This is a genomic window from Nitrosomonas sp. sh817, from assembly GCF_030908545.1.
GTDB lineage: Bacteria > Pseudomonadota > Gammaproteobacteria > Burkholderiales > Nitrosomonadaceae > Nitrosomonas.
The window spans coordinates 1,213,331-1,238,048 of the sequence record NZ_CP133083.1 but is presented as its reverse complement, the minus strand read 5'-3'; the positions used below and the strand labels follow the sequence as shown (position 1 = coordinate 1,238,048).

Annotated in this window: 27 protein-coding genes; 13 read left to right on the top strand and 14 right to left on the bottom strand. The window is 48.0% G+C overall.

Translation table 11 applies throughout. The features are described from left to right. From RBH92_RS05855 to RBH92_RS05845, 3 genes are all read left to right on the top strand, one after another. Positions 1-1,260: a cysteine desulfurase gene (locus RBH92_RS05855; protein ID WP_307933932.1), complete on the top strand. Its 1,260-nt coding sequence runs from the start codon at positions 1-3 to the stop codon at positions 1,258-1,260. Next, positions 1,260-1,742 (top strand): Fe-S cluster assembly sulfur transfer protein SufU, encoded by a 483-nt coding sequence (sufU, locus tag RBH92_RS05850; RefSeq protein ID WP_292916277.1) that lies wholly within the window; start codon positions 1,260-1,262, stop codon positions 1,740-1,742. The genes RBH92_RS05855 and sufU overlap by 1 nt, the downstream gene beginning before the upstream one ends. Before the next feature lie 76 nt (positions 1,743-1,818). Next, positions 1,819-2,379, top strand: coding sequence for a NifU family protein (locus RBH92_RS05845; protein WP_292923248.1), 561 nt, complete (start codon positions 1,819-1,821; stop codon positions 2,377-2,379). 59 nt (positions 2,380-2,438) lie between these two features. Here the strand turns inward: RBH92_RS05845 and RBH92_RS05840 are convergent, their stop codons facing one another. The 4 genes from RBH92_RS05840 to RBH92_RS05825 form a co-directional block, all read right to left on the bottom strand. Next, on the bottom strand, positions 2,439-3,002 hold the full coding sequence (locus RBH92_RS05840; protein WP_307933678.1) for an elongation factor P: 564 nt from the start codon (positions 3,000-3,002) through the stop codon (positions 2,439-2,441). A gap of 82 nt (positions 3,003-3,084) precedes the next feature. Further along, entirely contained in the window at positions 3,085-4,221 is a 1,137-nt protein-coding gene (gene earP, locus RBH92_RS05835) for an elongation factor P maturation arginine rhamnosyltransferase EarP (RefSeq protein WP_307933677.1), read from the bottom strand. A gap of 82 nt (positions 4,222-4,303) precedes the next feature. Continuing rightward, the gene (locus tag RBH92_RS05830) at positions 4,304-5,098 is read right to left on the bottom strand and encodes a DUF4126 family protein (RefSeq protein WP_307933676.1); all 795 of its coding nucleotides are present in this window, start codon (positions 5,096-5,098) and stop codon (positions 4,304-4,306) included. Positions 5,099-5,151: 53 nt separating this feature from the next. Further along, positions 5,152-5,595, bottom strand: a complete 444-nt coding sequence (locus RBH92_RS05825) for a universal stress protein (protein ID WP_307933675.1) — start codon at positions 5,593-5,595, stop codon at positions 5,152-5,154. Positions 5,596-5,951: 356 nt separating this feature from the next. On the opposite strand from RBH92_RS05825, the gene RBH92_RS05820 reads away from it, so the two are divergent. After that, positions 5,952-6,740 (top strand): SH3 domain-containing protein, encoded by a 789-nt coding sequence (locus RBH92_RS05820; protein ID WP_307933674.1) that lies wholly within the window; start codon positions 5,952-5,954, stop codon positions 6,738-6,740. Positions 6,741-6,752: 12 nt separating this feature from the next. Here RBH92_RS05820 and RBH92_RS05815 read toward each other — a convergent pair whose 3' ends face one another. Together RBH92_RS05815 and RBH92_RS05810 are read right to left on the bottom strand one after the other, a co-directional pair. Beyond that, the gene (locus tag RBH92_RS05815; protein WP_307933673.1) at positions 6,753-8,420 is read right to left on the bottom strand and encodes a diguanylate cyclase; all 1,668 of its coding nucleotides are present in this window, start codon (positions 8,418-8,420) and stop codon (positions 6,753-6,755) included. A 29-nt stretch (positions 8,421-8,449) separates the two neighbouring features. After that, positions 8,450-8,878, bottom strand: coding sequence for a group III truncated hemoglobin (locus RBH92_RS05810; RefSeq protein ID WP_292923237.1), 429 nt, complete (start codon positions 8,876-8,878; stop codon positions 8,450-8,452). A 232-nt stretch (positions 8,879-9,110) separates the two neighbouring features. Here RBH92_RS05810 and RBH92_RS05805 point away from each other — a divergent pair, with 232 nt between their 5' ends. Together RBH92_RS05805 and RBH92_RS05800 are read left to right on the top strand one after the other, a co-directional pair. Then, the gene (locus RBH92_RS05805) at positions 9,111-10,721 is read left to right on the top strand and encodes an NAD-dependent malic enzyme (RefSeq protein WP_307933672.1); all 1,611 of its coding nucleotides are present in this window, start codon (positions 9,111-9,113) and stop codon (positions 10,719-10,721) included. Positions 10,722-10,946: 225 nt separating this feature from the next. Then, on the top strand, positions 10,947-11,837 hold the full coding sequence (locus RBH92_RS05800; protein WP_307931662.1) for an IS110 family RNA-guided transposase: 891 nt from the start codon (positions 10,947-10,949) through the stop codon (positions 11,835-11,837). A gap of 318 nt (positions 11,838-12,155) precedes the next feature. Here RBH92_RS05800 and RBH92_RS05795 read toward each other — a convergent pair whose 3' ends face one another. The 3 genes from RBH92_RS05795 to RBH92_RS05785 all read right to left on the bottom strand — a co-directional run bounded on the left by RBH92_RS05795 (position 12,156) and on the right by RBH92_RS05785 (position 14,705). Further along, positions 12,156-12,743, bottom strand: a complete 588-nt coding sequence (locus RBH92_RS05795; protein ID WP_307933671.1) for a YiiX/YebB-like N1pC/P60 family cysteine hydrolase — start codon at positions 12,741-12,743, stop codon at positions 12,156-12,158. A 7-nt stretch (positions 12,744-12,750) separates the two neighbouring features. Further along, on the bottom strand, positions 12,751-13,746 hold the full coding sequence (locus RBH92_RS05790; protein WP_307931472.1) for an IS30 family transposase: 996 nt from the start codon (positions 13,744-13,746) through the stop codon (positions 12,751-12,753). 218 nt (positions 13,747-13,964) lie between these two features. Then, positions 13,965-14,705 (bottom strand): response regulator, encoded by a 741-nt coding sequence (locus tag RBH92_RS05785; protein ID WP_307933670.1) that lies wholly within the window; start codon positions 14,703-14,705, stop codon positions 13,965-13,967. A 380-nt stretch (positions 14,706-15,085) separates the two neighbouring features. Here RBH92_RS05785 and RBH92_RS05780 point away from each other — a divergent pair, with 380 nt between their 5' ends. The 3 genes from RBH92_RS05780 to RBH92_RS05770 all read left to right on the top strand — a co-directional run bounded on the left by RBH92_RS05780 (position 15,086) and on the right by RBH92_RS05770 (position 18,731). Continuing rightward, on the top strand, positions 15,086-16,480 hold the full coding sequence (locus RBH92_RS05780; RefSeq protein ID WP_307933669.1) for an OmpP1/FadL family transporter: 1,395 nt from the start codon (positions 15,086-15,088) through the stop codon (positions 16,478-16,480). Positions 16,481-16,558: 78 nt separating this feature from the next. After that, positions 16,559-17,452, top strand: a complete 894-nt coding sequence (locus tag RBH92_RS05775) for an ROK family protein (RefSeq protein WP_307933668.1) — start codon at positions 16,559-16,561, stop codon at positions 17,450-17,452. A gap of 292 nt (positions 17,453-17,744) precedes the next feature. Next, the gene (locus tag RBH92_RS05770; protein WP_307933667.1) at positions 17,745-18,731 is read left to right on the top strand and encodes an IS110 family RNA-guided transposase; all 987 of its coding nucleotides are present in this window, start codon (positions 17,745-17,747) and stop codon (positions 18,729-18,731) included. Between the two features lie 326 nt (positions 18,732-19,057). On the opposite strand, the gene RBH92_RS05765 is transcribed toward RBH92_RS05770, so the two are convergent. Continuing rightward, positions 19,058-19,456: a hypothetical protein gene (locus tag RBH92_RS05765; RefSeq protein WP_307933666.1), complete on the bottom strand. Its 399-nt coding sequence runs from the start codon at positions 19,454-19,456 to the stop codon at positions 19,058-19,060. A 13-nt stretch (positions 19,457-19,469) separates the two neighbouring features. Between RBH92_RS05765 and RBH92_RS05760 the strand changes: the two genes are divergently transcribed. Beyond that, complete coding sequence (locus RBH92_RS05760; protein ID WP_307933665.1) at positions 19,470-19,631, top strand: hypothetical protein; 162 nt, start codon at positions 19,470-19,472, stop codon at positions 19,629-19,631. On the opposite strand, the gene RBH92_RS05755 is transcribed toward RBH92_RS05760, so the two are convergent. Next, positions 19,628-20,404 carry a hypothetical protein gene (locus tag RBH92_RS05755; RefSeq protein WP_307933664.1) on the bottom strand — a complete coding sequence of 259 codons (777 nt, stop codon included), beginning with the start codon at positions 20,402-20,404 and terminating at the stop codon, positions 19,628-19,630. The genes RBH92_RS05760 and RBH92_RS05755 overlap by 4 nt on opposite strands. A 183-nt stretch (positions 20,405-20,587) precedes the next feature. Continuing rightward, positions 20,588-21,823, bottom strand: coding sequence for a vanadium-dependent haloperoxidase (locus RBH92_RS05750; protein WP_307933663.1), 1,236 nt, complete (start codon positions 21,821-21,823; stop codon positions 20,588-20,590). A 255-nt stretch (positions 21,824-22,078) separates the two neighbouring features. Here RBH92_RS05750 and RBH92_RS05745 point away from each other — a divergent pair, with 255 nt between their 5' ends. Further along, entirely contained in the window at positions 22,079-22,378 is a 300-nt protein-coding gene (locus tag RBH92_RS05745; protein WP_307933662.1) for a SemiSWEET family sugar transporter, read from the top strand. Here RBH92_RS05745 and RBH92_RS05740 read toward each other — a convergent pair. Both RBH92_RS05740 and RBH92_RS05735 read right to left on the bottom strand, forming a co-directional pair. Further along, complete coding sequence (locus RBH92_RS05740) at positions 22,354-22,671, bottom strand: RnfH family protein (RefSeq protein ID WP_307933661.1); 318 nt, start codon at positions 22,669-22,671, stop codon at positions 22,354-22,356. The two genes, RBH92_RS05745 and RBH92_RS05740, sit on opposite strands and share 25 nt — an antisense overlap. Further along, the gene (locus tag RBH92_RS05735) at positions 22,658-23,095 is read right to left on the bottom strand and encodes a type II toxin-antitoxin system RatA family toxin (RefSeq protein ID WP_307933660.1); all 438 of its coding nucleotides are present in this window, start codon (positions 23,093-23,095) and stop codon (positions 22,658-22,660) included. Before RBH92_RS05735 ends, RBH92_RS05740 begins: the two co-directional genes overlap by 14 nt. An 86-nt stretch (positions 23,096-23,181) precedes the next feature. Here RBH92_RS05735 and smpB point away from each other — a divergent pair, with 86 nt between their 5' ends. Together smpB and RBH92_RS05725 are read left to right on the top strand one after the other, a co-directional pair. Further along, the gene (gene smpB, locus RBH92_RS05730; RefSeq protein WP_292923728.1) at positions 23,182-23,625 is read left to right on the top strand and encodes an SsrA-binding protein SmpB; all 444 of its coding nucleotides are present in this window, start codon (positions 23,182-23,184) and stop codon (positions 23,623-23,625) included. A gap of 52 nt (positions 23,626-23,677) precedes the next feature. Beyond that, the gene (locus RBH92_RS05725; protein WP_307933659.1) at positions 23,678-24,697 is read left to right on the top strand and encodes a COX15/CtaA family protein; all 1,020 of its coding nucleotides are present in this window, start codon (positions 23,678-23,680) and stop codon (positions 24,695-24,697) included. Positions 24,698-24,718 lie beyond the last annotated feature (21 nt).

Genomic DNA, 24,718 nt, shown 5'->3' with positions numbered 1-24,718 from the left:
ATGAATGCCGCTCAAGCATCACTGAAATCCGACATACTCAGCAAACCGGATTGGGACAAAATCCGTACAGATTTTCCAATACTTAAGCTGAAAGTCGATGGCAAACAATTGGTTTATCTGGATAATGCAGCATCCAGTCAAATGCCGCAATCGGTCATCGATCGCTTAGTACGCTATCAAACTACGCAACACGCTAATATAAACCGCGCCGTCCATTATCTATCAGAAGTCGCGACAATGGAGTTTCATGATGCAAGGTGTAGGCTGCAGCGGTTTATCAATGCTCGCGAAGACCGCGAAGTTATCTTTACCAGCGGCACTACCGATTCGATTAACCTGGTCATGCACGGCTATGGACGTAAGTTTATCAAAGCTGGAGACGAAATTATTCTAACCACCATGGAGCACCACTCGAATATCGTTCCATGGCAAATGCTGGCTAATGAAAAAGGTGCAAAAATCCGGGTCGTACCCATCACTGATACCGGTGAACTGGAAATTGACGAATTTGAGAAATTATTTAACGAACGAACTAAATTCGTCGGCTTGATTCATGTTTCCAACGCGCTTGGCACCATTAATCCAATTAAAAGAATGATCGACTTTGCTCATCGGCATGACGTTCCAGTCCTGATAGATGGCGCGCAGGCGGCACCGCATCTTGCGATCGATGTACAAGCGCTCGATTGCGATTTCTATGCTTTTTCAGCGCACAAATTGTGTGGACCAACCGGCATCGGAATTCTTTATGGAAAGGCAGCATTGCTTGAATCCATGCAACCTTTTAAAGGCGGCGGTGACATGATTGCCTCGGTCACCTTTGAAGAAACACTCTACAATACGATTCCGCACAAATTTGAAGCCGGCACGCCACCCATCGCTGCTGCCATTGGATTTGGCGCTGCGATTGATTATTTAACCGCGATCGGCATTGAAAATATCGCGGCGTATGAATCCACATTACTGGATTATGCAACCGAAAGCCTTGCCGAAATCCCAGGTGTCAGAATTATTGGCACGGCCCCCCAAAAAGCCGCGGTCATTTCATTCACCATTGATGGCATCCATCCACACGATATCGGTACCATTCTGAACCAAGATGGTATTGCCGTGCGAACTGGTCATCATTGCGCTCAACCGGTTATGCAGCGATTTAATATTCCAGCCACTTCACGCGCTTCTTTTGCTTTTTACAATAAAAAATCTGAAATTGATGCTTTAGCTGCTGGCATCAGAACTGTTCAAAAGGTTTTTTTATAATGCATTCCAATTCCCTATATCAAGAAGTCATTCTGGATCACAACCGGAAGCCGCGAAATTACGGCAAGTTAAATCCAGCCAGTCACCACGCCATCGGTCATAACCCATTATGCGGTGATCGTCTCGATATCACTTTGCAAGTTGAAGATGAGCGGATCAGTGCCGTTGCATTTGAGGGAGAGTCCTGCGCTATCTGCAAAGCCTCCGCTTCGATGATGACAACGGCAATCAAAGGAAAAACACGTTCAGATGCGGAAATGTTGATTGCTGAATTCCGCGAATTGGCTACCGGAAAATTAGATATCAATCAACCCCATCACTTGGGGCGATTAACGGTTTTCTCGGGAATCCGGGATTTACCCACACGCGTTAAATGCGCAATTCTGCCGTGGCATACCCTGCAAGCAGCACTCAATTCAGTCAGTAATGTGTCAACTGAAGATACTTCAAACGATCTTCAGGCGGTATCAAGCCAATCCTAATCATAAAAATTTTTATAAATGTTTGAGTTTGAAATGCAAAAACTCCGATTTAATATTCATTTTTCCTGATAATAAAATGCCCAAAATAGCTGATATTGAAGGAACCCCTAACAAGAATGCATTAAAATTTATTCTTAAAGAACCGCTCACCTGGGGAATTGCCCGTTCCTACGATAATGCCGAGTCTGCAAAAGATGATCCACTGGCGTCGGCATTGTTTGATATTGATCACGTCACCAATGTTTTTTATATTGATCATTGGATCACTGTGACTCAGGATGGTGATGCCAACTGGCAGGATTTGGCTAGGGAAATTGCTGATCCTATCCGTGCAGCACCCGCCGCCTCGGCGCAATCCGCTGAAGCCGTTGCTAACGCCAATCAGGCATTTGCCAATTTGTCACCGGAAGACCAACTGCGATTGGAAAAAATCAATGTGTTGCTGGATGAGGAAGTCAGACCTTATTTGCAACATGATGGCGGAGACTTACACATACTGGGTCTCGAGGGAAATATTCTTCGCATCCATTATCAAGGTGCTTGCGGTACATGTCCCAGCTCGATTTCCGGCACGCTTAGAGGGATTGAGAATATGCTGAAAACCATCGAACCCGACATTCAAGTGATCGCGAGTTGACAAACAAAAAAATAGGTGGCTAAGCCACCTATTTTTTTTGGGTTCAGCGAGAAATGTTATCAAGCGCGCTTCTTAAATTCATGATTGTGCGGATCGATCTCAATCTTGTCGCCAATTTCAACAAAAGCCGCCACTTGAATTTCAAACCCGGTTCCCGCCAATCGTGCCGGTTTCATAATTTTCCCTGTGGTATCACCACGAATTGCGGGTTCGGTATATTCGACTTCGCGCACAATTGTGGATGGTAATTCGACCGAAATGGCTTTACCGTCATAGAAAGTCACCTGACAAACATCTTCCATACCGTCGATCAGATAGTGTAATACATCGGACATATTTTCCGCTTCCACCTCGATCTGGTTATAATCCGCGTCCATAAAAACATAGAGCGGATCGGCAAAATAGCTGTACGTGCAGTCTTTCCTATCCAATACCACCAGATCAAATTTCTCATCCGCTTTATAAACTGTTTCAGTAGTTGTAGCGGAAAACAAATTTTTTAGTTTCATCTTAACCACAGATGCGTTACGGCCAGATTTGGTAAATTCCGCCCGCTGTACGACCATGGGATCATTACCAATCAAAATGACATTACCTGAGCGTAGTTCCATTGCGGTCTTCATATTTCCAGTTCCAAATTAATAGATTTATAAACAAACAAAAATGATGCGATACACAATCAATTTAAGTAACAAAGGTTGCGGATTATAGCCGATTTTCAACAAATTGCACCAGGTTAGTTGCCAGATCCTCTTGTTTCATCAGTTGATTAACCCAGCTTTCATTGTGCAGCATCAGTGACTCCCGAAACGCTAAGAAGTTCATCCATGTTCCTGCATTAAATGCACAACGGCTATTCCAGCAATTCCACATTTCTCTTATTGCAGCAGCCATGGGAATTGTCATACGATCCGTATATAACTCAAGAAACGCATCCAGTTTCCTGAAATGTGCTTGCTCCTGTTGCGGGTAAATATTCCAGATAAACAACTTCGCCGCCCATTGTGCGCGCACAAAGGAATCTTCACCTCTAACAAAATTGATATCACAACACCACAATAAACGGTCGTACTCGGTTTGTTCCAGAAATGGAATAATCTGGACGGACAAGTGCTTAGACGCTATCAATCGAGTACCAAAGATTGGCGCATCTTTAAGAATTTCCAAAATACGGTCAGCCACTTTTCCTGCCGGCACGATTAACAAAATTGGTTGAGCGGATTCAAACAAGACTTGCAACAATTGCGCTACAGGCGCATCCGCATAACAAAAAAGTGAAATCCATAAACTGCCTGGCTCTTTTTCATACAAACCAAGTTGCTTCATGAATGTTTGCCGCACGACTTCATCAAATTCGTTCTTTTGTTCCATCAATGCGTTTTCACGCAACAATCCCCCCGTGCCTTTTGTAAAACCCGGGAAAAAAAAGAACTTGGTGAGAGGCAACCGCGGATGAGGTGAAGGCAATAAATGATAGTCTGCAACCCATGGTTCAGCGCTCAGATATTCCAGATTGATCCACAGAGGATGTTTATCACTCTCAAGCATCGCCGCTATATATATATCCGGCAAATCACAGGCAAACGCTTCGATCACGATATCAGCGCAAGTAAATTCCATTTGCAATTGTTGCCAACTGCATATTTTCACATCTTGAACAGTTTGAACCAGATCTTTGCAATTCAATTCCGGTGTGAAGCAGCTTAAAGTCGCCAGATCATCAATCCACAGCCGTACTTCTTGATGAAAATCCGTCGCTAATTGCCTGGCAAGCCGCCAACATACTCCGGCATCGCCAAAGTTATCGATAACTTTGCAAAAAATATCCCAGCGATGTCGCATACATTCTCATTAGAATGGGAGGACGTTAATCCTTAAATCTGAAGCTATTTTTTAACTCTTCGCCACGTTATGACGTCCGGAGTCACAGAACATTCCGATGAAATTTTCTTTCTAAAATGATATTTTTCTGACGCTCAAACTCTTGTTCCGTAAGCACACCTTTCTCTTTTAATCGATGCAGCCGCTCCAAGGCAGTCAGAGAATCTTGTGTTTGAAGTCCTTCCAGAGAATTGGCTTTATCAGTTCCAACAGCATTTTGCCCAAGATTCTTCTTCAATCCGAAAAAATTAAGTGCCTTGGTAAACAATTGTTTGATCAGGTACCACAGTTTCGGTAACAACCAGATTGCTGAAGCAAGAAAAACGACCATTAGCCCAAGAAATAAGAGCGGGTAATTTAAAGCGGTCCATAATCCTGAGAGCACCAGCAGGTCCCCGGTAATGGAAGCCGACCAATTAGTGACAGGTTCGGGTGAAGTATTAATCAGCAATCGAGTTCCAGTCTTGGTTACATGGGTGGTCGCTGCCAGGCTGCCTCCAAGAATACCCGCTGCAATTTCAAGCGCGGGCGTGACATCGCCGACCGCGCTCGCCGCCAACATCGCACCGGCTGGAATTCGAATAAACGTTTGGATGGAATCCCAAACAGAATCCACGCCAGGGATCTTGTCCATGAAAAATTCAATGAAATACATAATCCCGGCTGCAAAAATTACTAATGGATCTTCCAAAACCGATAATTCAGCGGGTAAATCAATATGACCGGACGATCCCCCTAATCCCAACACTAACAAAACGGCATACAAATTGATGCCGCTGGCCCACGCGGCACCCATCATCAGAGCAATTGTTGCCAGAAGCGCTTCATAATTTTCCATGCTTCAATCCACCTGAACAACAAATTCAAATTATTATAGAAACCGATTCCGTTTCACTTATCACCACGGATCAAAAGAATTGGAATATGCGATGTCCGCGCCACGCCTTCCGCTACACTACCCAGCAAGATACGGCTAAAACCTGATCGGCCATGCGTTCCGATAATAATTAAATCTGCCGCATAACTCTTCGCTTCATTGATAATGACATCGACAATTCTTTCGCCCTGCGCTACCAGCAATTTGGTTTCACATTCAATTCCGGATTGATTCATTTTATTTTGTGCTTGCGCCAGGATTTTTTCTCCGTTAGCACGAAGCGAGCGCACGAGCTCTGCATAATTAATGTAATCATCGTTTTCTGAAAACAATACATCTTCAATAACATGCAAGGCTTCGATATGAGCTTTTTGCTGTTGCGCAAATTTTATCGCCTCATTCAATGCGTATTCGGAAGTCGCACTACCGTCTATCGGTACTAGAATTCGCTGATACATTGTGCCCTCTCATAATAAATGTCTTCAACAATAACTCTGCGGCTGCTATAAAATCACCCTATGATTTCATAATAGTAGAATATAAAAATAAATCTGTTTGTTGACCCCAATTCATCACCGGTTTTAATCATTGGCATGATCAAGCGAAAAAATATGAAGAAATTATCAATTCACCAGCCTGTGTATCACTTGATTTATCACAGTATAAAAGATTAAATGACGATTCATTGTAATTTTTCAGTTCGCCCGATTCATACTAAACAGAGATTTGTTTGATTTTTATTCAAATTATCATAAGTCGCTGACAAGTTTCAAAATTCATGACGCAGTTTTTTTTGAAAATATAAAGGAATACTATGACGAGAATTTTGTTACAAGCAGAATCACCCGGCCCATCAAGCACCAATCCGGCACGAATCCGAATGCTGCTAATCGCAATCCTCATAATATTCATACTGAGCAGTTGTGAAACTCCAGAATCTATTCCCGCACCTATCGTTGAACCGGTACCCGTCATCACCTCTCAAGACGAAAAACTGCGTCAGGAAATCGCACATCTCAAAAAACTGTTAGCTGAAAAAGATGAGTTGATTAAGAATCAAAAAATCCGCCAACAGGATCAGGCAAAAGCGCTTCAGGAGGTGAATAAGGAAGCTACGCGTGCGCAAGTCAAGTTACACCGGTTAGCCACAAAGCCGAGCACGGCTTCCGCAATTGCCGAAACCGAAGTGGCGCTGGCACATTTGAAACAAATTAAAATCCCCGCCGCGGATCAAATTTTGTTGATCCAGGCGCAGCAATTGACTGAAACAGCTTCAACGCTTTTCTCAAATGATCAATATGCATCGGCAATGAACTATGTTGCACAAGCAAAACATTTGATCGAATTGATTACGAATCCGAATCGCAAAAAAGAATCAAATGGTCACAGCATGTTACTGGAGTTTCATACCCCCATAAAATTGCACACTAAAGCCAATGTCAATTTGCGCAATGCGCCCAATACGCAATCACGAATCATCAGCACGCTCAAAAAAGCCACCGAGGTCACTGCCAATGCAAGCCAGGGCGCATGGTTACGTGTGCAAACTAATCAAAACCAAGGGTGGATTCTTAATACAGGACTTGAAACGGAAAAAAATTAGTGGCAATGCCTTTTAAGGTGCAATTTCCGGTGTGCTTGGAGATAGACAATAAACTTGGTCCCTGCCCGCGCGTTTTGCTTCATACAACGCGCTGTCAACCCGAGATAGCAATATCGTTAGCGAAGAATCATCCGGCTCACTTTGAATAACGCCGATACTTAACGTGACATGCAAATCCTGATTTATCGAATCACAATGAATATCCGCCACTTGCGTTCTAATTCGCTCTGCAGTTTTCTCTGCTTCACCGACAGTCGTTTCAGCCAGAATAATAATAAACTCGTCCCCGCCGAACCGTGCGGCAAAATCCACATTCCGGATCGATTGCGAGATTCTTTTCGCGACCGCCGCCAAAATTTCATCGCCCACTACGTGGCCGAGACTATCGTTCAAAGTTTTAAAATAATCGACATCGATCATCAGCACAGCAAAGGGACGTTTGTTTCTTTCGAAGCGGGCCAGTTGATCACTGATAATGGCGTTGAGTTTGTTGCGGTTGTACAGCCCGGTAAGATTGTCTGTTACAGAAAGCGTCTCAAGGAGCTGATTCTTTTGTTGCATTGCGATCGCTGCGGCATTGATTTCAGCTTGATTTTGACGCAATTTGTCGGTCATTTGGTTAAATCGATGCGTCAATTGACCAATTTCATCCCGTTGACCATTGGCTAATTTAACATCCAAATCACCTTTGACGATCTTCTCAGTTGCATCGATTAACCTTTGCAGCGGCTTCACAATGGCATGGCTTAAACGGAAAGCGATCGCAGTTACAATCAGTATGATGATACCAACCAAGCCAGCGAAAATATTCCGTTGCTGCTCCCACGCGGAATAAATCAATTGATAGTCTCTGGTTGCAATAATGGTAATGGGCGTTTTTTCCGACAAATAGGCTAAACCGGCAACCTTTTCTTGTTTCGGCCCAAGAAAGATATCATATTCGCCAGGATTGCCGCGCAAGCGCGACAACACGTTTAATTCGGACGAAAGCGGCTTATCTAAAAGCAAAGTATCACTCGCAAGCATTATGTGCCCGGCTTGATCCAGCAATAGTATGTCACCTTGAGGAGGCCTGATCTTAGCTTTTAAATTAGGTTGCAAACTTTGCATATCAAACGTCACGATCAGCGCACCCAAAATATAATCGTCAATAGACAATATCGGCACTGCAATACTGACGATCGCTGTTCCATAATGTTCATTCCATTGCGGTGAAATGACTACATCGCCTTGAATAGATGCATTCTCGGGCCAGTTCTGTGCGAACAATACCGGCAATGGTTCGTCTACGTTACTGGCGATAACTTCACCTTGGACATCCACAATCGTCAATTCCACCACCGTTTCCAATCGCTTATGCACCGATTTCAGATACAGTTCCGTTGCCTTCGGTTGATTGACAGATTTACTCTTGGAAATCTGATTGTCCAACGATAGACCTTCGATGAGAATCTTTGAGGTCGAAATGGATGCTGCCAGGTCTCTAACCGCGAGCATCTGTTCTTTAATCCACAAATCCAGCTCGCGCCCGGCATAATTGGCCATCGTGCGCAGCTCGCGCGCCAAATTTTCTGTGATCATCTCTTCATTCCGCTGAAATGAAGAGATGCCCAATCCCAATGACGGAATCAGAGTCGCCAGAATAGAAAAAACAATGATTTTGCTTTTAATGCTTTTCAAAATGTTTTCCGGCTAAAACACGGATATAGCTAGACAATTCGAAGCGCAACCGGGCGCCGATCCGGATAATTACTCATTTGATAGCCTTGCCACAACCGGCCCGCAATAAAGTTTGCGACCGCATTTGCATGTTGTTCCAGTCGCGGATTTCCAAGCTCCCTAGTTGTCTGATGAAATAATTGCACCCATCGTTCAAATAGCTCAGCAGAAAGCTCCGGTAAGGCGATATGCTTGGGCATGGGTGCGCCACGAAACCGGCTGGTGCCACGAAGCTGCGCTGACCAGAAATTAATCATTTGCACAAAATGTGCGTCCCAGTCAATTACATGCGCCTCAAAAATAGGCCCTAGACCAGGATCTTTCCTGGCTTTCGCGTAAAACGTATGTACCAACTCGGCAATTTCTTCCTCACTGTAGAGGTCCGGATCGGGTATGGGAAAGGGTGATGATTGATTCATAATTTTCTAGATTTTTCTCAAAAAAACAATACAGGTTATCGAAGAGTTTATTAATATAGCTTAAAAGCCTACGCACATGCACTTAGGCTACATATTCAATATTGAAACTATATATTGAATGATTAAGTTTATCGCCGGTTGCTGAGATTGTCCAACCGTTTAAACAGTTCGCGCAACACAGTTTTATGTGTTGAGTATATGCTCTTTTTTCCAGCAGAAGTAAAAGGTCAATATGAAAAATTTATATGGCAAATCACTACTTTCCGATCCGGCATTGACAAAATCAACTGCATTCTCACGCGAAGAGCGTGAACACTATGGTTTAAGAGGTTTGTTACCTTATGAAGTTGCCAGCATTGAAAAACAAATCGATCGGGTATTAGACAGCCTGCGCAGCAAAACCAGTGCCATTGAAAAATATATTTTTTTGAATGGATTACTTGAAAGCAATCAAAGACTTTTTTACCGGACGCTGATTGATCACATCGAAGAAATTTTGCCCCTGGTTTACACCCCGACCGTGGGCGAGGCATGTAAGGAATTTGCGCATATTTTCAGAAAACCTCAAGGATTCTATATTACCCCGGATGATCGCGGAGCCATTGCAACCATTTTAAAAAACTGGCCTGAAGAAGATATCCGAGTGATCGTAGTAACGGATGGAGAACGAATTTTGGGTTTGGGGGATTTGGGTGCTAATGGCATGGGAATCCCGATCGGCAAAGTTGCATTATATGTGGCTTGCGCCGGAATACATCCGGCTCAGTGCATGCCGGTCATGCTCGATGTCGGCACCAACAACATCGCTTTGCGCGAAGATCCGCTATATCTTGGTTTTCCTTTTCCCCGCATCAGCGGTGATCGCTACCGTTCCTTGGTTGAAGAATTTATCAATGCAGTTCAAGTACGTTATCCGAACGCACTGATACAATTTGAGGACTTCCTGACACCGCATGCATTTGAATTCCTGGAACGCTATCACCATCGAGTCCGTTGTTTCAATGATGATATCCAAGGGACTGCGGCTGTAACTTTGGCGGGAATTTATTCGTCATGCCGCATTACCGGAAAAAAATTTACCGATCTCAACATCATGTTTTTGGGGACCGGCTCTGCTGCCGGCGGAACTGCCGAATTAGTCGTTGATGCGTTTTGCGCCGACGGATTGAGCCGATCCCAAGCCCAACAGCGGCTATGGTTCATTGACAGAGCAGGTCTCGTCACCGCAACCAATGGAAATATTAAGCCGCGTATTCAACCTTACGCCCATCAATACGATGCACTAAGTTTTGCCGATGCCATCAGCGCAATCAAACCCGATGTTTTGATTGGCGCCACCGGAGTAGCCGGGACATTTACTGAGACCATCGTACGGCGGATGGCAATGGTCAATGAACGGCCGGTGATTATTGCATTGTCAAACCCGACATCGCATACCGAGTGCACCGCTGAGCAGGCTTATCAGTGGAGCGATGGGCGCGCAATTTTTGCCAGCGGCAGCCCTTTCGACGCCGTACAGTACGGCAATCAACGCTATAAACCGGCCCAAGGCAATAATGCTTATATTTTCCCCGGTGTCGGATTAGGTGTCTATGCCAGCTCCGCAAAACTGGTGACGCAAAGCATGTTTCTAGCCGCTGCCCGGGAATTGGCGCGTATTGTGACCGATCAGGAACTCCGCGATGGCGCAGTATACCCGGCTCTCACGCGCGTCCGGGAAGTATCTCATGCCATTGCCGTCGCCGTATGCCGCGTAGCAATCGATGAAGGTTTAACCGGTAGCTGCCTGCCTCAGGATTTAAGCAATCATGTAAAATTGCTGATGTATGAACCGAATTACTAGGGTAACGCTGATTAATCCGGCGAGCGAGATAAAGCACGAGGCGCACGGAACGCAGCAACCGAGACATATCGAAAAGATAGGCGAGGAAGCGAGTACCACGCAACGATTTGATTCGCTCGTATAGTCAATTAATCAGATGGAATGGACACCGCCCTCCTGACAACGGCATCGCAATGTGCCACAGTTGGCTTTCAATCATCAACTCAAAATTGGAGGGCAGCATCCATGGATAAGATTAGCGTAGTTGGTTTGGATTTGGCAAAGAATGTTTTTCAGGTACATGCTGTTAATGCACAAGGACGGGTGGTGGAGCGCAAGCAATTGAGACGAAGCGAGGTACTGTCGTGGTTTGCAAAGATCGAACCTTGCCGGATTGGGCTGGAAGCCTGTGGCGGCATGCATTACTGGGCACGCAAGCTGAGCGAGTTGGGACATACGGTGCGGCCGATGGCGGCAAGGTTCATCAAACCCTATTTGAAGTCGAACAAGTCGGATATGCTCGATGCGGAAGCCATTTGTGAAGCAGTGCAACGCCCGGGAATGCGCTTTGTTTCGGTTAAGTCCGCGCAGGAAGATACCGGCGATGAGTTGCCGCCGATGTGCCGGGATTTGGCCGCTGTGTTGCGGGATCAATTATCGGCACTCGATGAGCGGATTGCGCTACTGGAGCACAGGATTCAGCAATGGCACGTCAGCAATGAAGCGAGTCAACGCTTGGCCGGGATTCCTGGTGTGGGCGTCATAAGCGCTACCGCGATTGCTGCAGCGATAGGTGATGCAAGGGCATTTACCAATGGACGGCAATTTGCCGCTTGGCTAGGACTGGTGCCACGCCAGGCATCGAGCGGCGGGCGGCAACGTCTGCTGGGAATCAGTAAACGAGGTGATCGTTATCTGCGCACTTTGATGATCCACGGTGCGCGTGCTGTAATCCGGCATTTACGTGCGCGGCAACAAGCCGGTAAGCCGCCTGGCAATGCCTGGATTGCGCAACTGCTGGCGCGGTGTCATCCCAATGTCGCAACAGTGGCGCTGGCCAATCACAATGCCCGGGCAGCTTGGGCATTGCTGGCTAAAAATGAAACCTATCGTGCTAGATACGCTGCTGAAGCATGATGATATGAGCGATTCATAAAAAACAGAAGCATCGTTAACAGGAGGATATTCATTCACGATTGCTTGCATTTATGTGATGGGAAGACAGGTCGGACCGCGGCGGCCAAACCCGGGGAAGCTCTCGAAGCAACCAGACTTCGCTATTCAGATTGGGACCCGCCGGCGAATACACCATAGGGGCTCTGAGCTAAACGCTCTTATCAAAAGCCGAATGTAAGTGTGCAATCGAACCTTGTGTTTCTATACATCAGTGCTTGCAAAACGGGCGGTGTCCATGTAAGCGCTTCCCTAAGCAGCTGGGCATACGCACTCAGCGGTCTATCTTAGCGCGCCGCCGTTGGATTCATAAACGCTTGTAAAATGCCGGTTGACATAAAAAGAATCCGACAAAAAAGCCACCGGCGACGGGATATTCAAACCGATACATTGAAAAACGGGAACCGGCCGGCTTAACGGACGGATATCCAAATAAGGGAAACAAGACGCCATTAGTTCATGACAATAATATTTGCCATTACCGGGCTCGAAATCGAAATCGTACTCAATATTCTGATCGGCGCACTTTCTAGCATGCTCGACCGCCCACTGTTGACCGTAACAAGGGCGAAGTATCAGAATCCGGTCACAGCGGCAAAAATCAATGATGTCGTCCATCAATGTTCCTTCCGCAATTGCGTGCACGATTTTACCATCACCCACATAAAGCCCACCATGACTGCAATCACTATCCCCTTTGGGAATAAAGTAACCATCTAGGTAATTGATATAAGACCGCATGACTAAGTCACCCGGTTGCACGATATTTAATATCTCACGGGTATGTAGTCCTTTTATTCGAAAGGAAGTGGGATGATAGAGCACGTACATCGGCCATTTGAAAATCTTTATGTCGCCGAACTTTGTCAATGCGGATTCAACTTCGAAGTGCAACACCTAGCGGTGGCTTGGTATAGCGCACCGTCTTTCCGAAGAACACCTCAAACGGGGTTCTGAATCCAAGCACCTTGCGCGGTCGATGGTTGAGTCTATCCACCGCCCATTGTACTTGTTCCTGGGTCACCTTAATCAATTCCATTCCCTTGGGGAAATACTGCCGCAGCAGACCATTGCTGTTCTCGTTCAAGCCGCGCTCCCATGAATGATAAGGATGAGCGAAGTAGATATCCACATTGAGTTTCGCAGCAATGGTTTCATGCTCCGCAAATTCTTTCCCGTTGTCGAATGTCATGGTGTGGCACTTGCGTTTATGGGGGCGCAGCAATCGCGTTACCGCCGCCGTTACGCCCGATGCATGTTTGCCGGGCACTTGGGCTGCCAGAATGTAGCGCGACTTCCTCTCGGCCAGCGTAACCAATGTGCCTTGATGGTTCTTGCCGATTACGGTGTCGCCCTCCCAGTCGCCTATGCGGTTCTTCTGATCCACGATCCCCGGACGCTCATCAATGCCGATCCGGTTCTTGATCGTGCCCCGGCGCTCTTGACCGCTCGCATAACGCTTCCTGCGGGGCTTCTGGCAACGCAAATGCCGCCACAGGTCGCCACCTCGACGCTTGTCTGCATATATGTGCAAGTAGATCGTCTCGTGACTGATCTGCAACACACTTTCCAAAGCAAGTCGACGGGCCGCTTGCTCCGGACTCATGTCCAGCCGAACCAATCGCTCAACTTCCGTCCAGTCCGACATTGATAAACGCTGGGCGTTGGCGCATTGTTTTCGGCGCTCGTTCCGTAATTCCTGCGCCTGCTTGGGATACCAGTCACGCCGACCCTTGTTCCGCCTGAATTCCCGCGAAATCGTCGACTTGCTCACGCCCACTGCATCCGCTATTCGCGATTGGTTCAAACCCGCCTTCTTCAAGCCGGAAATCTGGTATCGTTGCTCGCTGGTGAGCTGCTTGTAGTGCTTCATCTGTGCTCCTTCTACTTGGTCGTTTAAGAAGCTCCGATACTACCGCAGCTTGCTTCCTAAACTTCCTTACAAAAGTTGCACTTCAATTTTGAATCCACCCAATAAATAACGTTTTATTTGATAAAACATGACTGGATCCTTTTGTTTCCGGTTGATACACTAATAGACGTCGGCTATTAGCATCTACGGTTAACTCGCAAATTGCATCAATTTAGAATTTAGCACTCGCCGGGAGCATTATCATTCTGTTCACGAGGTAATGAAGAGATAATTCCCAGTAACTGACCGGTTTTCGCGAAATGACACTGCAAGCCGTACAAATCGATCACGCCGAAACGGCTGTATAACTTGGATAAATAGCGCCGGGTATTGGCGGGATTGATATCGAGAATCCGTGCCACTTTCCAAGGTGCATTCCCTTGCATCGCCAACCTTAATACATCGAATTCCCGTTCGGTAATTCCCAGATCGGATGCAGTAATCGGCTGCGGCGATTCCTGTAATAACGAATCGATATTCGCCGAGGTTATGTCGATTGCCTCAACCGGTCCTTCGGGCGGCAGCCATACGCCGCCGTTGAGCGCCCGCTGAATGGCTTCCAGCATCATTTCCGAAGAAGAGGTTTTAGGAACGAACGAAACAGCACCTGCGCGCATGATCCGTTCCACCGCTCCCCTGCTCAAGAATTCGCCGGTCATGACAATAACCGGTGCTGATTTTTCCATATCACACAGGGATTTAAGCAAATTCAATCCGACTTCGCCATTGCTGGCCGAACCTGTTTCTAGTGGTAACTTCAAATCCAGAAAAATCAAATCCAGACCCTGCTGCAGGGCAATTTGCAGACCTTGTTTCGCATTCTCCGCTTCGAAAATTTCCGTTTTCTTTTGCATCTTCATGATCAGATGCTTAATACCGGCGCGAATCATGCTGTGGTCATCGATAAGTAATATTCGCATTATTTCTCCTTCAGGAAATAACATCCTGTTTCCCGAAAATGAGTGATGACTGTCGTAACCTTTTTCCAGCCGATCAATCGCGATTTCCAGAGTAGACATTTATAAAAAAACCGTGTGCCAATGTTTTATTAACTTATTAAAGAGTTGCCAGGCAATCATAAACAGAGCATCCTCTCATGGATAGGCAACATACGTAGTACTACAACTGTAGTAGTTGGAAAAAACAACATTCCGGCTTACTATGCCACACAGCGCCTCAAGTGGTACCAAATTATATTAAAATTAACAACATATATAAAATCATGCCAGATACCCGATATTAAAACCATTTTTGTAATGCGCATGCTTACTCAGGGAGAACAAAAATATTTTCCATATTTTTGATTTTTAACTGCAAAAAAAAACTTGAGCGTTCCCGCACCGAAGGAATTGCTATCGCATGCTATCGCCAGGCCGTTCTTCTACTAGGCTATGGCCTGCTGCAATATGCAACGGCAGCCACCGGTGCCGGCATTGCGATCATGGAACAAAGCGTTAAGGAATTAGGACAAGCATTTTCCGGCGCGCCCACCAACATCAGTGACGGCAGCATGGTGTTTTTCAATCCAGCGGCGATGAGCCATGTGCAAAGCAGATTGGCCACTTCGTCCGGTTATATCTTCGTCCCGTTTGCAGAGTTTCACAATCAATCATCCGCAACCGTATCCGGAGCGCCGTTGCGGGGCGGTGACGGCGGTAATTTCGTAACTCCCTCGTTTATCCCGAATTTTTATTATGTGCATCCGCTCACAAATCGGATTGTCTTTGGCATGGGCATTAATGTCCCATTCGCGGCGCTCAATAGTTTTCATTCCGACTGGAAAGGCCGTTACCAAGCCATCGATTCCGAGGTCACCGCATTCAACTTCAATCCGTCGGTTTCTTTCAAGGCTACCGAAAAACTTTCATTGGGTGCTGGATTCAACATTCAATATCTCAGATCCAAATTCACCAATGCCATCGATTTCGGCACGGTTTGCATGGGTGCGAAAGAACTAGGCCCTCCGGCCTGCCCCTCGCTAGGCCTGCTGCCGCAACAAGCGGATGGTCATGTTTCACTCAAAAGCGACAGCGTCGGTTTCGGTTATAATGTTGGTGCTTTTTACACCTTGAATCCCAAGATTCAGCTTGGCGCGAGCTACCGTTCCAGAGTCGCGCATGACCTGGACGGCCATGCAAATTACACCGTCCCCGGTAATGCCAGCATTCTTACCCGGTCGGGCTCGTTCATTGATAGCGATGCCCGGTCGCCGGTTACCTTGCCCGATAACGTGTTGTTCGGTTTTTCATATCATCTGAATCCTCGCTGGACGTTTTCGGCGGATGCCTTGTGGACCAACTGGAGCTTGATCCGTGAGCTCAGAACCAATTTTGAATCGGGTCAAGACCCCGATGTGCAACCGATGCATTGGCGGGATACCTGGCGTTACGCCGGTGGGTTAAATTATGCGACTGAGAACGGCAAATGGATTTTCCGCACCGGTTTCGCCTACGACGAAACACCGATCCCGAATCCGCAAAACCGCTCGGCGCGCCTGCCGGATAGCGACCGCTACTGGCTGACTGCCGGCGCGACATACGCATTCCGGAAAAATATTCATATCCATGCGGCCTATGCTCATTTGTTTTTCGTCGACCCTTCGATTAACCGCCGCGGAATCACCAAGGAAACACTTAACGGCACCTATACCGAGCAAGCCGATATCATCGGTTTACAATTGGACTGGCGATTCTGATCCCAATACCCGGCCGCTTTGCAAAAGCATTCGCGTTCCCGCAAAATATTCCTTCTTCACTCTGATTAAAGTTTTGCAATGCGTATCGGTATTGATTTAGGCGGCACAAAAATTGAAGGCATCGTGATGGATTCTGACGGTATCGAATTGCTGCAAAAGCGCGTCGATACGCCACAATCCGAAGGCTATCGAGCGATTCTGAACACCGTCGCCCGGCTGGTGGAGTCGCTCGAAGCCGCAGCCGGGACGCGATGCCCGGCCGGCATCGGTACGCCGGGCGCGATTTCGGCAGTCACCGGCAGGATGAAGAATTCCAATACCATGTGTCTGAATGGACAACCGTTGTTCGAAGACTTGCAAGGGCTGCTGAACCCGCCGCTGCGCATCGCCAACAACGCCAATTGCTTTGCATTGAGCGAAGCGCTCGATGGCGCGGGAAAAGGCTATGGCATGGTATTCGGCGTCATCATGGGCACTGGCGTCGGCGGCGGCATCGTGTTCAACGGACAATTACACCCAGGCCGCCAGCACATCGGCGGCGAGTGGGGTCACAACATTCTGGAATCGAACGGGCCGGATTGCTACTGCGGCCAAAAAGGCTGCGTCGAAACGCTGATCTCCGGCCCCGGCTTGGCCGCCGATTATCACCGCCACGGCGGCAACCGCGCATTCCAGGCCAACGACATCGTGGCACTGGCAGCGCAAGGCGATGTCCTGGCCGAAGCCGCGATGCAGCGCTTCCTCGACCGCTTCGGCCGCGCCCTGGCGACCGTCATCAACATCCTAGACCCCGACGCCATCGTGCTCGGTGGCGGATTATCGAATATCGGCCGGCTCTACAACGAAGGCCGCGACAACATAGCGCGTTACGTGTTTAACGATCAACTCACCACCCCCATTTTAAAAAACATCCACGGCGACAGCTCCGGCGTGCGCGGCGCGGCGCAGTTGTGGCGGTGTGATGAGATTTAGAATGGAGGGTGGATAAGTGCAACGTCATCCACTAAATCCATCAAAACTGGAGAATACGGTGGATGGCGCTCTTCTTATCCACCCTTGTATCTTTCTTTCCGTAGTGGTTAGCTACCACTACCCGAGTTGGAAGCAGCTTGTGTCCACCCTTAAGGCAAGACCTTGTTCTGTAGATCAAGCCTTCCTTCTCATCTTCCACGCCAGCACAGACACTGAACGGTAGCCAAGGGATAAACCCTGCATGCACAAGGCAAGTGGGCGAGGTTGGTAAATATTGTAACAGGAGAACATCATGTTTTATCTCGGTATGGATATTGCCAAGGCAAAATTGGATTGTTGCCTTTTACTTAACGAAGCAGGTGATAAACGTAAATCCAAGGTCATTCCCAATACTAAAGCAGGCGTGAGCGCATTGTTGGAGTGGACGGCCAAACAAGGTGTGTCGGCTGCGCAACTGCACGTGGTAATGGATGCCACTGGCGTATATCACGAGCAAGCTGCTTTGGCTTTAGTAGATGCTGGGGTAATGGTTTCGATCATCAATCCGGCACAAGTTAAAGATTTTGGTCGAGGCTTGGGGATACGCACTAAGACGGATGGTGTGGATAGTGTTGTACTGGCGAAATATGGAGCGCTGCTCAAGCCTGCGGCATGGCAGCCGCCATCGGTGGAAGTCCGTGCATTACAAGCACTACTAGCCCGGCGTAATGCGGTGGCGGATGATTTGCGCCGAGAATTGAACCGGCAAGAAAAGAGCGAAGCTATCGAGACGCCTGAACTGATTGTCCAGTCTATCGCTCAATCTATCGCCTTTCTTGAAGCAGAATTGAAACGGCTGCAACAAGCGATAGACGATCACATCGACAGGCATCCCGGTCTGAAGCGGGATATGGTTCTGCTGACCAGTATTCCGGCAGTAGGTGAGCGAGTGGGAAATAACCTCCTGGCGATCATGCACGGCAATCGTTTCGAATCTGCCGAACAAGTGGCAGCTTATTTGGGTTTAGTGCCCGTAAAACGGCAGTCTGGAAGCACGGTGCTGGGCCGGGCCCGATTGTCGAAGGCGGGTCCGGCGCGAGTGCGAGCCGTGCTATACATGGCAGCAGTGGTCGCCACACAATACAATCCCCATGTCAAGGCGCTTTATGAACGGTTACTCGCCAGAGGCAAATCCAAAATATCCGCTATCAGAGCTGCTATGCGTAAGCTGGTGCACTTGTGCTTCGGCGTTATAAAAACACAACTCCCTTATCACCCAAACTATCCAAAAATTGCTTGACTTGAAAGACGGTATCTACACAATCGAATCATTCATTCAAACCGGAACCTTCTGCAGGGTTGCATACCCTAATAATTTGAGTGCTCCAAGTTGAAACTGTTGATTCATTTACTTTTATTCTTTATTAATCAATGAAAATCGTTCTGGAATTAATCATCTTCATCGTTGTTTTGAATATCTTTTTCAAATTATTCATTTGGATTCTAAACGATATCATCAAAGGCGGCGTCTAGGCAGACGCTGATCGAGCAGCCGGAAAACCGGCGCCGATCGATCGGGTTACCGCCCGCCGGCTCAGCGGTGTTGCAACGCTTGCTCAAGACAACTCATCGTTTCTTGCGCCGCTGCGGTTTCCCGGTCATTGCCGCAATCAGGCTGCCCGCAAGCACGCCGGTAACGGCACAGGCAAACCCGACCGGTAACACGACCGCAATTTCAAAAGGCCACAGATTGTGCGAGCTGGGGTCCTTGAAACCATCCCAGACCACGCGCGCAAACACGGCTGCCGGCACCGATGCTGTCATCACTTTGATGATTTGCCAGAAGGTTGCTGTTGTCTGCAATCGCAACATCATCGCGGCACCGCCCGCTACTATCAAGCCGAAGACCGGCAAGGCTTCCGGCAAATTGACGGTATTATGGGGGATTCGCCAGTAAGGAATGCCGACGGCGAAAAAACTCAAAAAGAATGCGATCATCAGATGTTGCCTGGTTGCGCTATCCATCGCCGGACTCCGTATGAAATTATTGATCCGGATTCTACGGATGGTTTCCGGAGCGGCTTTATTGCATTCCGCACCGCAGTCAGCGACAACCGCTGCTGCATTCGTGGCAAGCCTGCCGGACCACGAGCGCAGCTTATCATCCGGAAATGGGCGTTATCGCATCAATAACTCCTAATCCGGCAACTCTACTTTGCGGCAATCCAACGCAACACCCGTGATGATTCTGCGACCGCCATTCCCTTCGCGGTGATTCAGTCGCATGCCGGTTGCAACCATCCGATCGGGACAGTTAACGGCTTCTTCCCAGTCATTGTCTGGACCGTTGCTGTTACCTTGGCAATTTGTACGCTCATAGTGAACCGACAAAGCCGAGGAACTATTGTTGCAAGATAGTGTTTGATAATTCGGTTGATCGGTATCGCACAACCGGTATTCAATTCCCGATGTTTTGAATACTCTTGAGCAGGGCGCAGGAGACACGTAAACATTTTCTTCACCGAGCAGACAAGCGCCATAGCGCCCAATGAGCTGAATACCTTTCATTTTGTCTTGCTGGCTGTTCATGCAAATCCGAACACCGGTGACAAATCCGCCCGATGGCATCATCAAAGTGCGGCGGCTATCGCCGGTGCCTTCATTATTGTTATTGTCATCACACTCCGCAAAACGCGCATTGGCTCCCTCATTGCCGGTCGCAATATTACGGAACCTCGCCCGCAAAAAGCACGGATCATCGGAACGCTCCGCGATTTCCACACCGGTTAAAGCTTCATTGGACGTTGCGGATGGCGCGAGTGTCCTTTTTGCAGCGGCTTCCTTGCCGGAGTAGCCGGTGGTTGAAGTGGATCCGCTGATTTGCGTCGAAGTCGTAGCGGCAAAAGATAAAACGCTGACTCCGCCGGTCGATCCTAAAATCAGCATCAAAAAGAATTGCAGTACCGTTTTCATGATATGACTCCTCTTAACGATGTTAATAATCAACAAGATTCCATGAAATTTCATTTGGAATCAATGCTGTTTATCAGAGTAAACCACTGCGTAAAACGCGTCAGTGAGAAAAATCACAAGAAAACGATTTTGATTATCCTGAAAATTGATCGCGGCTTCCGGCTTGCGAACTTCTCAGCGGAATTATTCTCTACCCAGCCGGTATTTCTCGACGGCAAGCTTGGCGACCTGCTTGCCCATGCGCGCACCGGTTTCACCGGAATTGCGGTAATGCACACCGTCGTAAATACGCGCATTGATGACTTCTTGCATAAACGCATCGATGCTGGTCCAGCTCCGGGATACATCGCCCGCCGCTTTGCTCACGGTCGTCAGCACCGGGGTTGGATCGTTGCCGATTTCCGCTTGCAATACCGTACCGACGGCTGCCGACACAATGCAATGCGCGCACGGATATTCCGGATGCATCGGCGTATCGATGAACGGCTTCCACGACGGATCGCGCCCGGTAGCCTCGTTGCCGTCGATATCGCCGTTGCGGATCGCGGTCAACGGACGCCAGAAACCATAATGATATTTCGCGTCGAAAACGGCAATCAACGCATCATCGGACGCTTGCGTGACCGCGGCGAGCAGCCGCGCGTTTTGCGTTATCTCCCGGTCAGGCTGCGTGGCCACCGAGCGCACGATACCGTGATAAACCGGCGGCATCACCTCTTCCCAGAACCGGGCGATTTCGGTTTGCTCTGCAGTCCGTACCCGGCTATCGAACCGGCCCAGTGCCTTGACTTCGTTAAAGTCTCGGGCCCAGCGCTCGCTGCTGAGTTCCGGCGGCGGCCCGGGTCTGAATTGCGCCGCGTGAGACATCAACCACGGCTTGCGCGCAACCCATTGCGGCGCTTCCGGAATGACCGTGGGGATATACACGCCCGCACCGGTAACCGGGCGGTAGGTTTCCTGGCCGGATGCGCCGTCATCGGCGCGCATCGCCAAAATCCCTTGCGCGGCTTGCTCGCCAACCGCAATACCGGCTTTCTTGGCAGCTTCATCGCTGACGGCAGCAATAGCCGCGTGATAGGCTTTGCCGATAGCGGCCGTTTGGCTGGAAACCAGTTGCGTCAAGGCAACCCGGTTAGCCGCCGCGACCGCTGCTTCAACCGATGCATCCGGCACCGGTTGCAGTTTTAGATCACTCACCGGATACCGTTGCGTAATCGCATTAACCGCTTCGTACACTGCGGCATGCACGATCGCAAGCGCTCGCTCGGCGGGCAGCGGGCCGATACCTGAAGCCACGATGATATCTCCCGCCCGCTTGTTCCAATCCGTAACGGCATCGGCTTTGACCGGCGCGGCATGAGCCGCCAGAAAAACAAACAACGGTAACAATAACTTACTGATTGCTAGTATATTTCTCATCACGATACATTTCCTCTCACAACGATTTATAACTCATAAAAACGGATCGTCACAGCCATATCCTTTTCGCGGATAGCATGTCAACATACGTTTGATTGGCCATTGATTCAAATCAACACAACATCATAATGATCACAATTTTCAGCCGGTCGACACATGTTTCTTGGGCGGTATCCTCAGCCGGTTATTTTATACTTTACAGCGGCCACGATTAATTGCACACGATAAGAGCCATCAACACGAGGAAAGATATCAATGGAAAGCCATGAAATCATTGGGTTTATAGCAGGTTTCGGCACCACTTTTGCCGCCGCACCGGATTTATATGCGATGTTGAAACGCAAAAGCGCCGCAGGCATGAACCCGACCATGGCTGGGATGATGGGTACATTTCAAATCGTCTGGGTGTATTACGGTATTTTGATTGATTCGATGCCGGTGATCGTTTGGAACATCATCGCCGTGGCAATCAATTTCCTGACGGTAACCGCGTTTTGCTATTTTGCCCGCATGGAAAAGTTGCTGAAAAACTATCCAACCATTGACGATCGTTGATTGTTTCTTGATCCAACACGCCGCCTTCTGGCTTCTTTGGGATCAATCACGAGCGGCCGGTAAATCTCAATCCGATCATAAGGTTGCAACAGCATGTCCAATTGCACAAATTTACCGAAAATCCCGATCCGGTTTTTCGTCAAATCTATTTCCGGGTGGTCATCCAGCAATTCCGAACTTAATAGCGCCTGTTCGACCGTGCATCCATCCGTTACGGTTAATTGTTTTAACACCTGAATTCGAGGCAACGCATAAACAACTTCCACTGGGAAAGTATGCTCAGCGTTTGCCATAGATCGTTTCGGCCCTTTCGATAAAAGACTCGACGAAACTGTTTGCGATCATATGAAACACCGGCCCCACCAGCTTTTCAAGGATTTTGTGCGAGAACGTGTAGTGCAGCCGGAATTTAATTTTACAAGCATGCTCCGACAGGGAAATAAACTGCCAATAACCATCCAAGTGCTCAAACGGCCCATCCAGCAGACTCATTTCGATTAAATCCGGCGGAAAACGCTTATTGATGGTTGTGAAGCTGTGCTGAATATGATGATAGTTGATTTTAACCGTCGCATGCGTGGTGACTTCATCTTGCGGATCAACCGCAGTGCCTCCACACCAAGGAAGAAAATTTGGGTATTCCTCAACGTTATCGACCAATGCAAACATCTGACTCGCCGAATACTCGACCAAAACCGATTTTTCTATTTCTGCCATAAAGGTAATTCACCCCACAATGGAGTAATGCTGAAAAACTGATAAAATACACGAAAATTAGTGATTCCCACCTATTCTATTCCTACATGAGTATAGTACAAAATAAAAAAGCCTTTCACGATTATTTTATCGAAGAGAAGTATGAAACGGGCATTGTGCTGGAAGGTTGGGAAGTCAAAGCTATTCGCGATGGGCGCATTCAGTTAAAAGAAGCCTATGTTATTATCCGCAACGGCGAAATATTCCTCATCGGTTGTCATATCAGTCCGCTCAAAACCGCCTCGACGCACATCAATCCCGATCCCGCGAGAACGCGCAAATTGTTATTGCACGCCGAGGAAATCGAGCGGCTGATCGGCAAAGTGGAGCGCGCCGGTTATACGCTGGTTCCGATCGACATGCATTACAAGTCCGGCAGAATTAAAGTCGAAATAGGCTTGGCAAAAGGAAAAAAACAATATGACAAACGCGAATCCGAGAAACAAAAGGAATGGGAACGCACCAAGCAACGGCTGATGCGCGCGAAATAGTGCGATAAAATAATCCTTGGTATTTAATTATTATTAAAATTTTCAAACAACTATGCAAAAACCTATTGCAATCTGGCTATTAATTTGTTGCGCCCTGGTATTCGCCATGATCGTGGTCGGGGGTGTTACCCGCTTAACCGATTCCGGGCTTTCAATCGTCGAATGGCAACCGATCGTCGGCACCATGCCGCCCATCACCCAACAAGATTGGGACGTTTTATTGGAAAAATACCGCGCAACACCTCAATATCAGCAAGTCAATAAAGGTATGAGCGTCGACGAATTCAAGAGTATTTTCTGGTGGGAATATTTTCATCGCGTACTCGGACGATTGATCGGACTGGTATTTTTCATCCCATTCGTCTATTTCCTGGTAAAAAAACAAATCGACCGGCCATTAGGCATCAAACTGGCGGGAATATTCGTATTAGGTGGGTTACAAGGATTCATGGGCTGGTACATGGTCATGAGCGGCCTGGTCAACGATCCGCATGTCAGTCAATACCGGCTTACCGCCCATTTGGGATTGGCATTCATCATTTTTGCCGCGATGTTCTGGGTGGCCTTGGGATTATTGTCGCCCCACCCTACCTCACAACAAAACAATGAAAATATTCAGGGATTAAGAAAATTTTCTTTCGGCCTCAGCTTACTGATTTTTATCATGATCTTATCCGGCGGTTTCGTCGCCGGCATTCGCGCCGGCTTGGCTTACAATACTTTTCCGCTGATGAATGGACACCTGATCCCGCCCGATCTGTTCATTCTCGAACCATGGTACCGGAATTTTTTCGATAACATTACCACGGTGCAATTCGATCATCGCTTGATTGCGTGGACATTGGCATTTTTAGTCCCGCTGTTTTGGTTTAAGTCACGCAAAGTGGAGTTACCGGGCACAACCCGGCTTGCCTGTAATCTGTTTCTACTGATGCTGATCATACAGATTAGTCTGGGAATCGCCACTTTACTGCATGTCGTGCCCATTCCGCTGGCTGCTTCGCATCAGGGCGGCGCGGTATTGCTATTCGCGACATCGTTATGGGTCAGCCATCGCTTGCGATCGCATTAAGGAAACGCTGATTAATTGCCT

Bases quoted from the DNA above. Each gene is read 5' to 3' on its own strand.
- RBH92_RS05750 (WP_307933663.1), bottom strand. From the start codon at position 21,823: ATGAGAAATATACTAGCAATCAGTAAGTTATTGTTACCGTTGTTTGTT.
- RBH92_RS05755 (WP_307933664.1), bottom strand. From the start codon at position 20,404: ATGAAAACGGTACTGCAATTCTTTTTGATGCTGATTTTAGGATCGACC.
- RBH92_RS05810 (WP_292923237.1), bottom strand. From the start codon at position 8,878: ATGAATCAATCATCACCCTTTCCCATACCCGATCCGGACCTCTACAGT.
- RBH92_RS05805 (WP_307933672.1), top strand. From the start codon at position 9,111: ATGAAAAATTTATATGGCAAATCACTACTTTCCGATCCGGCATTGACA.
- RBH92_RS05785 (WP_307933670.1), bottom strand. From the start codon at position 14,705: ATGCGAATATTACTTATCGATGACCACAGCATGATTCGCGCCGGTATT.
- RBH92_RS05775 (WP_307933668.1), top strand. From the start codon at position 16,559: ATGCGTATCGGTATTGATTTAGGCGGCACAAAAATTGAAGGCATCGTG.
- RBH92_RS05770 (WP_307933667.1), top strand. From the start codon at position 17,745: ATGTTTTATCTCGGTATGGATATTGCCAAGGCAAAATTGGATTGTTGC.
- RBH92_RS05820 (WP_307933674.1), top strand. From the start codon at position 5,952: ATGACGAGAATTTTGTTACAAGCAGAATCACCCGGCCCATCAAGCACC.
- RBH92_RS05740 (WP_307933661.1), bottom strand. From the start codon at position 22,671: ATGGCAAACGCTGAGCATACTTTCCCAGTGGAAGTTGTTTATGCGTTG.
- sufU (WP_292916277.1), top strand. From the start codon at position 1,260: ATGCATTCCAATTCCCTATATCAAGAAGTCATTCTGGATCACAACCGG.
- RBH92_RS05830 (WP_307933676.1), bottom strand. From the start codon at position 5,098: ATGGAAAATTATGAAGCGCTTCTGGCAACAATTGCTCTGATGATGGGT.
- RBH92_RS05800 (WP_307931662.1), top strand. From the start codon at position 10,947: ATGGATAAGATTAGCGTAGTTGGTTTGGATTTGGCAAAGAATGTTTTT.
- RBH92_RS05855 (WP_307933932.1), top strand. From the start codon at position 1: ATGAATGCCGCTCAAGCATCACTGAAATCCGACATACTCAGCAAACCG.
- RBH92_RS05825 (WP_307933675.1), bottom strand. From the start codon at position 5,595: ATGTATCAGCGAATTCTAGTACCGATAGACGGTAGTGCGACTTCCGAA.
- earP (WP_307933677.1), bottom strand. From the start codon at position 4,221: ATGCGACATCGCTGGGATATTTTTTGCAAAGTTATCGATAACTTTGGC.
- RBH92_RS05845 (WP_292923248.1), top strand. From the start codon at position 1,819: ATGCCCAAAATAGCTGATATTGAAGGAACCCCTAACAAGAATGCATTA.
- RBH92_RS05725 (WP_307933659.1), top strand. From the start codon at position 23,678: ATGCAAAAACCTATTGCAATCTGGCTATTAATTTGTTGCGCCCTGGTA.
- RBH92_RS05840 (WP_307933678.1), bottom strand. From the start codon at position 3,002: ATGAAGACCGCAATGGAACTACGCTCAGGTAATGTCATTTTGATTGGT.
- RBH92_RS05790 (WP_307931472.1), bottom strand. From the start codon at position 13,746: ATGAAGCACTACAAGCAGCTCACCAGCGAGCAACGATACCAGATTTCC.
- RBH92_RS05745 (WP_307933662.1), top strand. From the start codon at position 22,079: ATGGAAAGCCATGAAATCATTGGGTTTATAGCAGGTTTCGGCACCACT.
- RBH92_RS05765 (WP_307933666.1), bottom strand. From the start codon at position 19,456: ATGGATAGCGCAACCAGGCAACATCTGATGATCGCATTCTTTTTGAGT.
- RBH92_RS05760 (WP_307933665.1), top strand. From the start codon at position 19,470: ATGAAATTATTGATCCGGATTCTACGGATGGTTTCCGGAGCGGCTTTA.
- RBH92_RS05735 (WP_307933660.1), bottom strand. From the start codon at position 23,095: ATGGCAGAAATAGAAAAATCGGTTTTGGTCGAGTATTCGGCGAGTCAG.
- smpB (WP_292923728.1), top strand. From the start codon at position 23,182: ATGAGTATAGTACAAAATAAAAAAGCCTTTCACGATTATTTTATCGAA.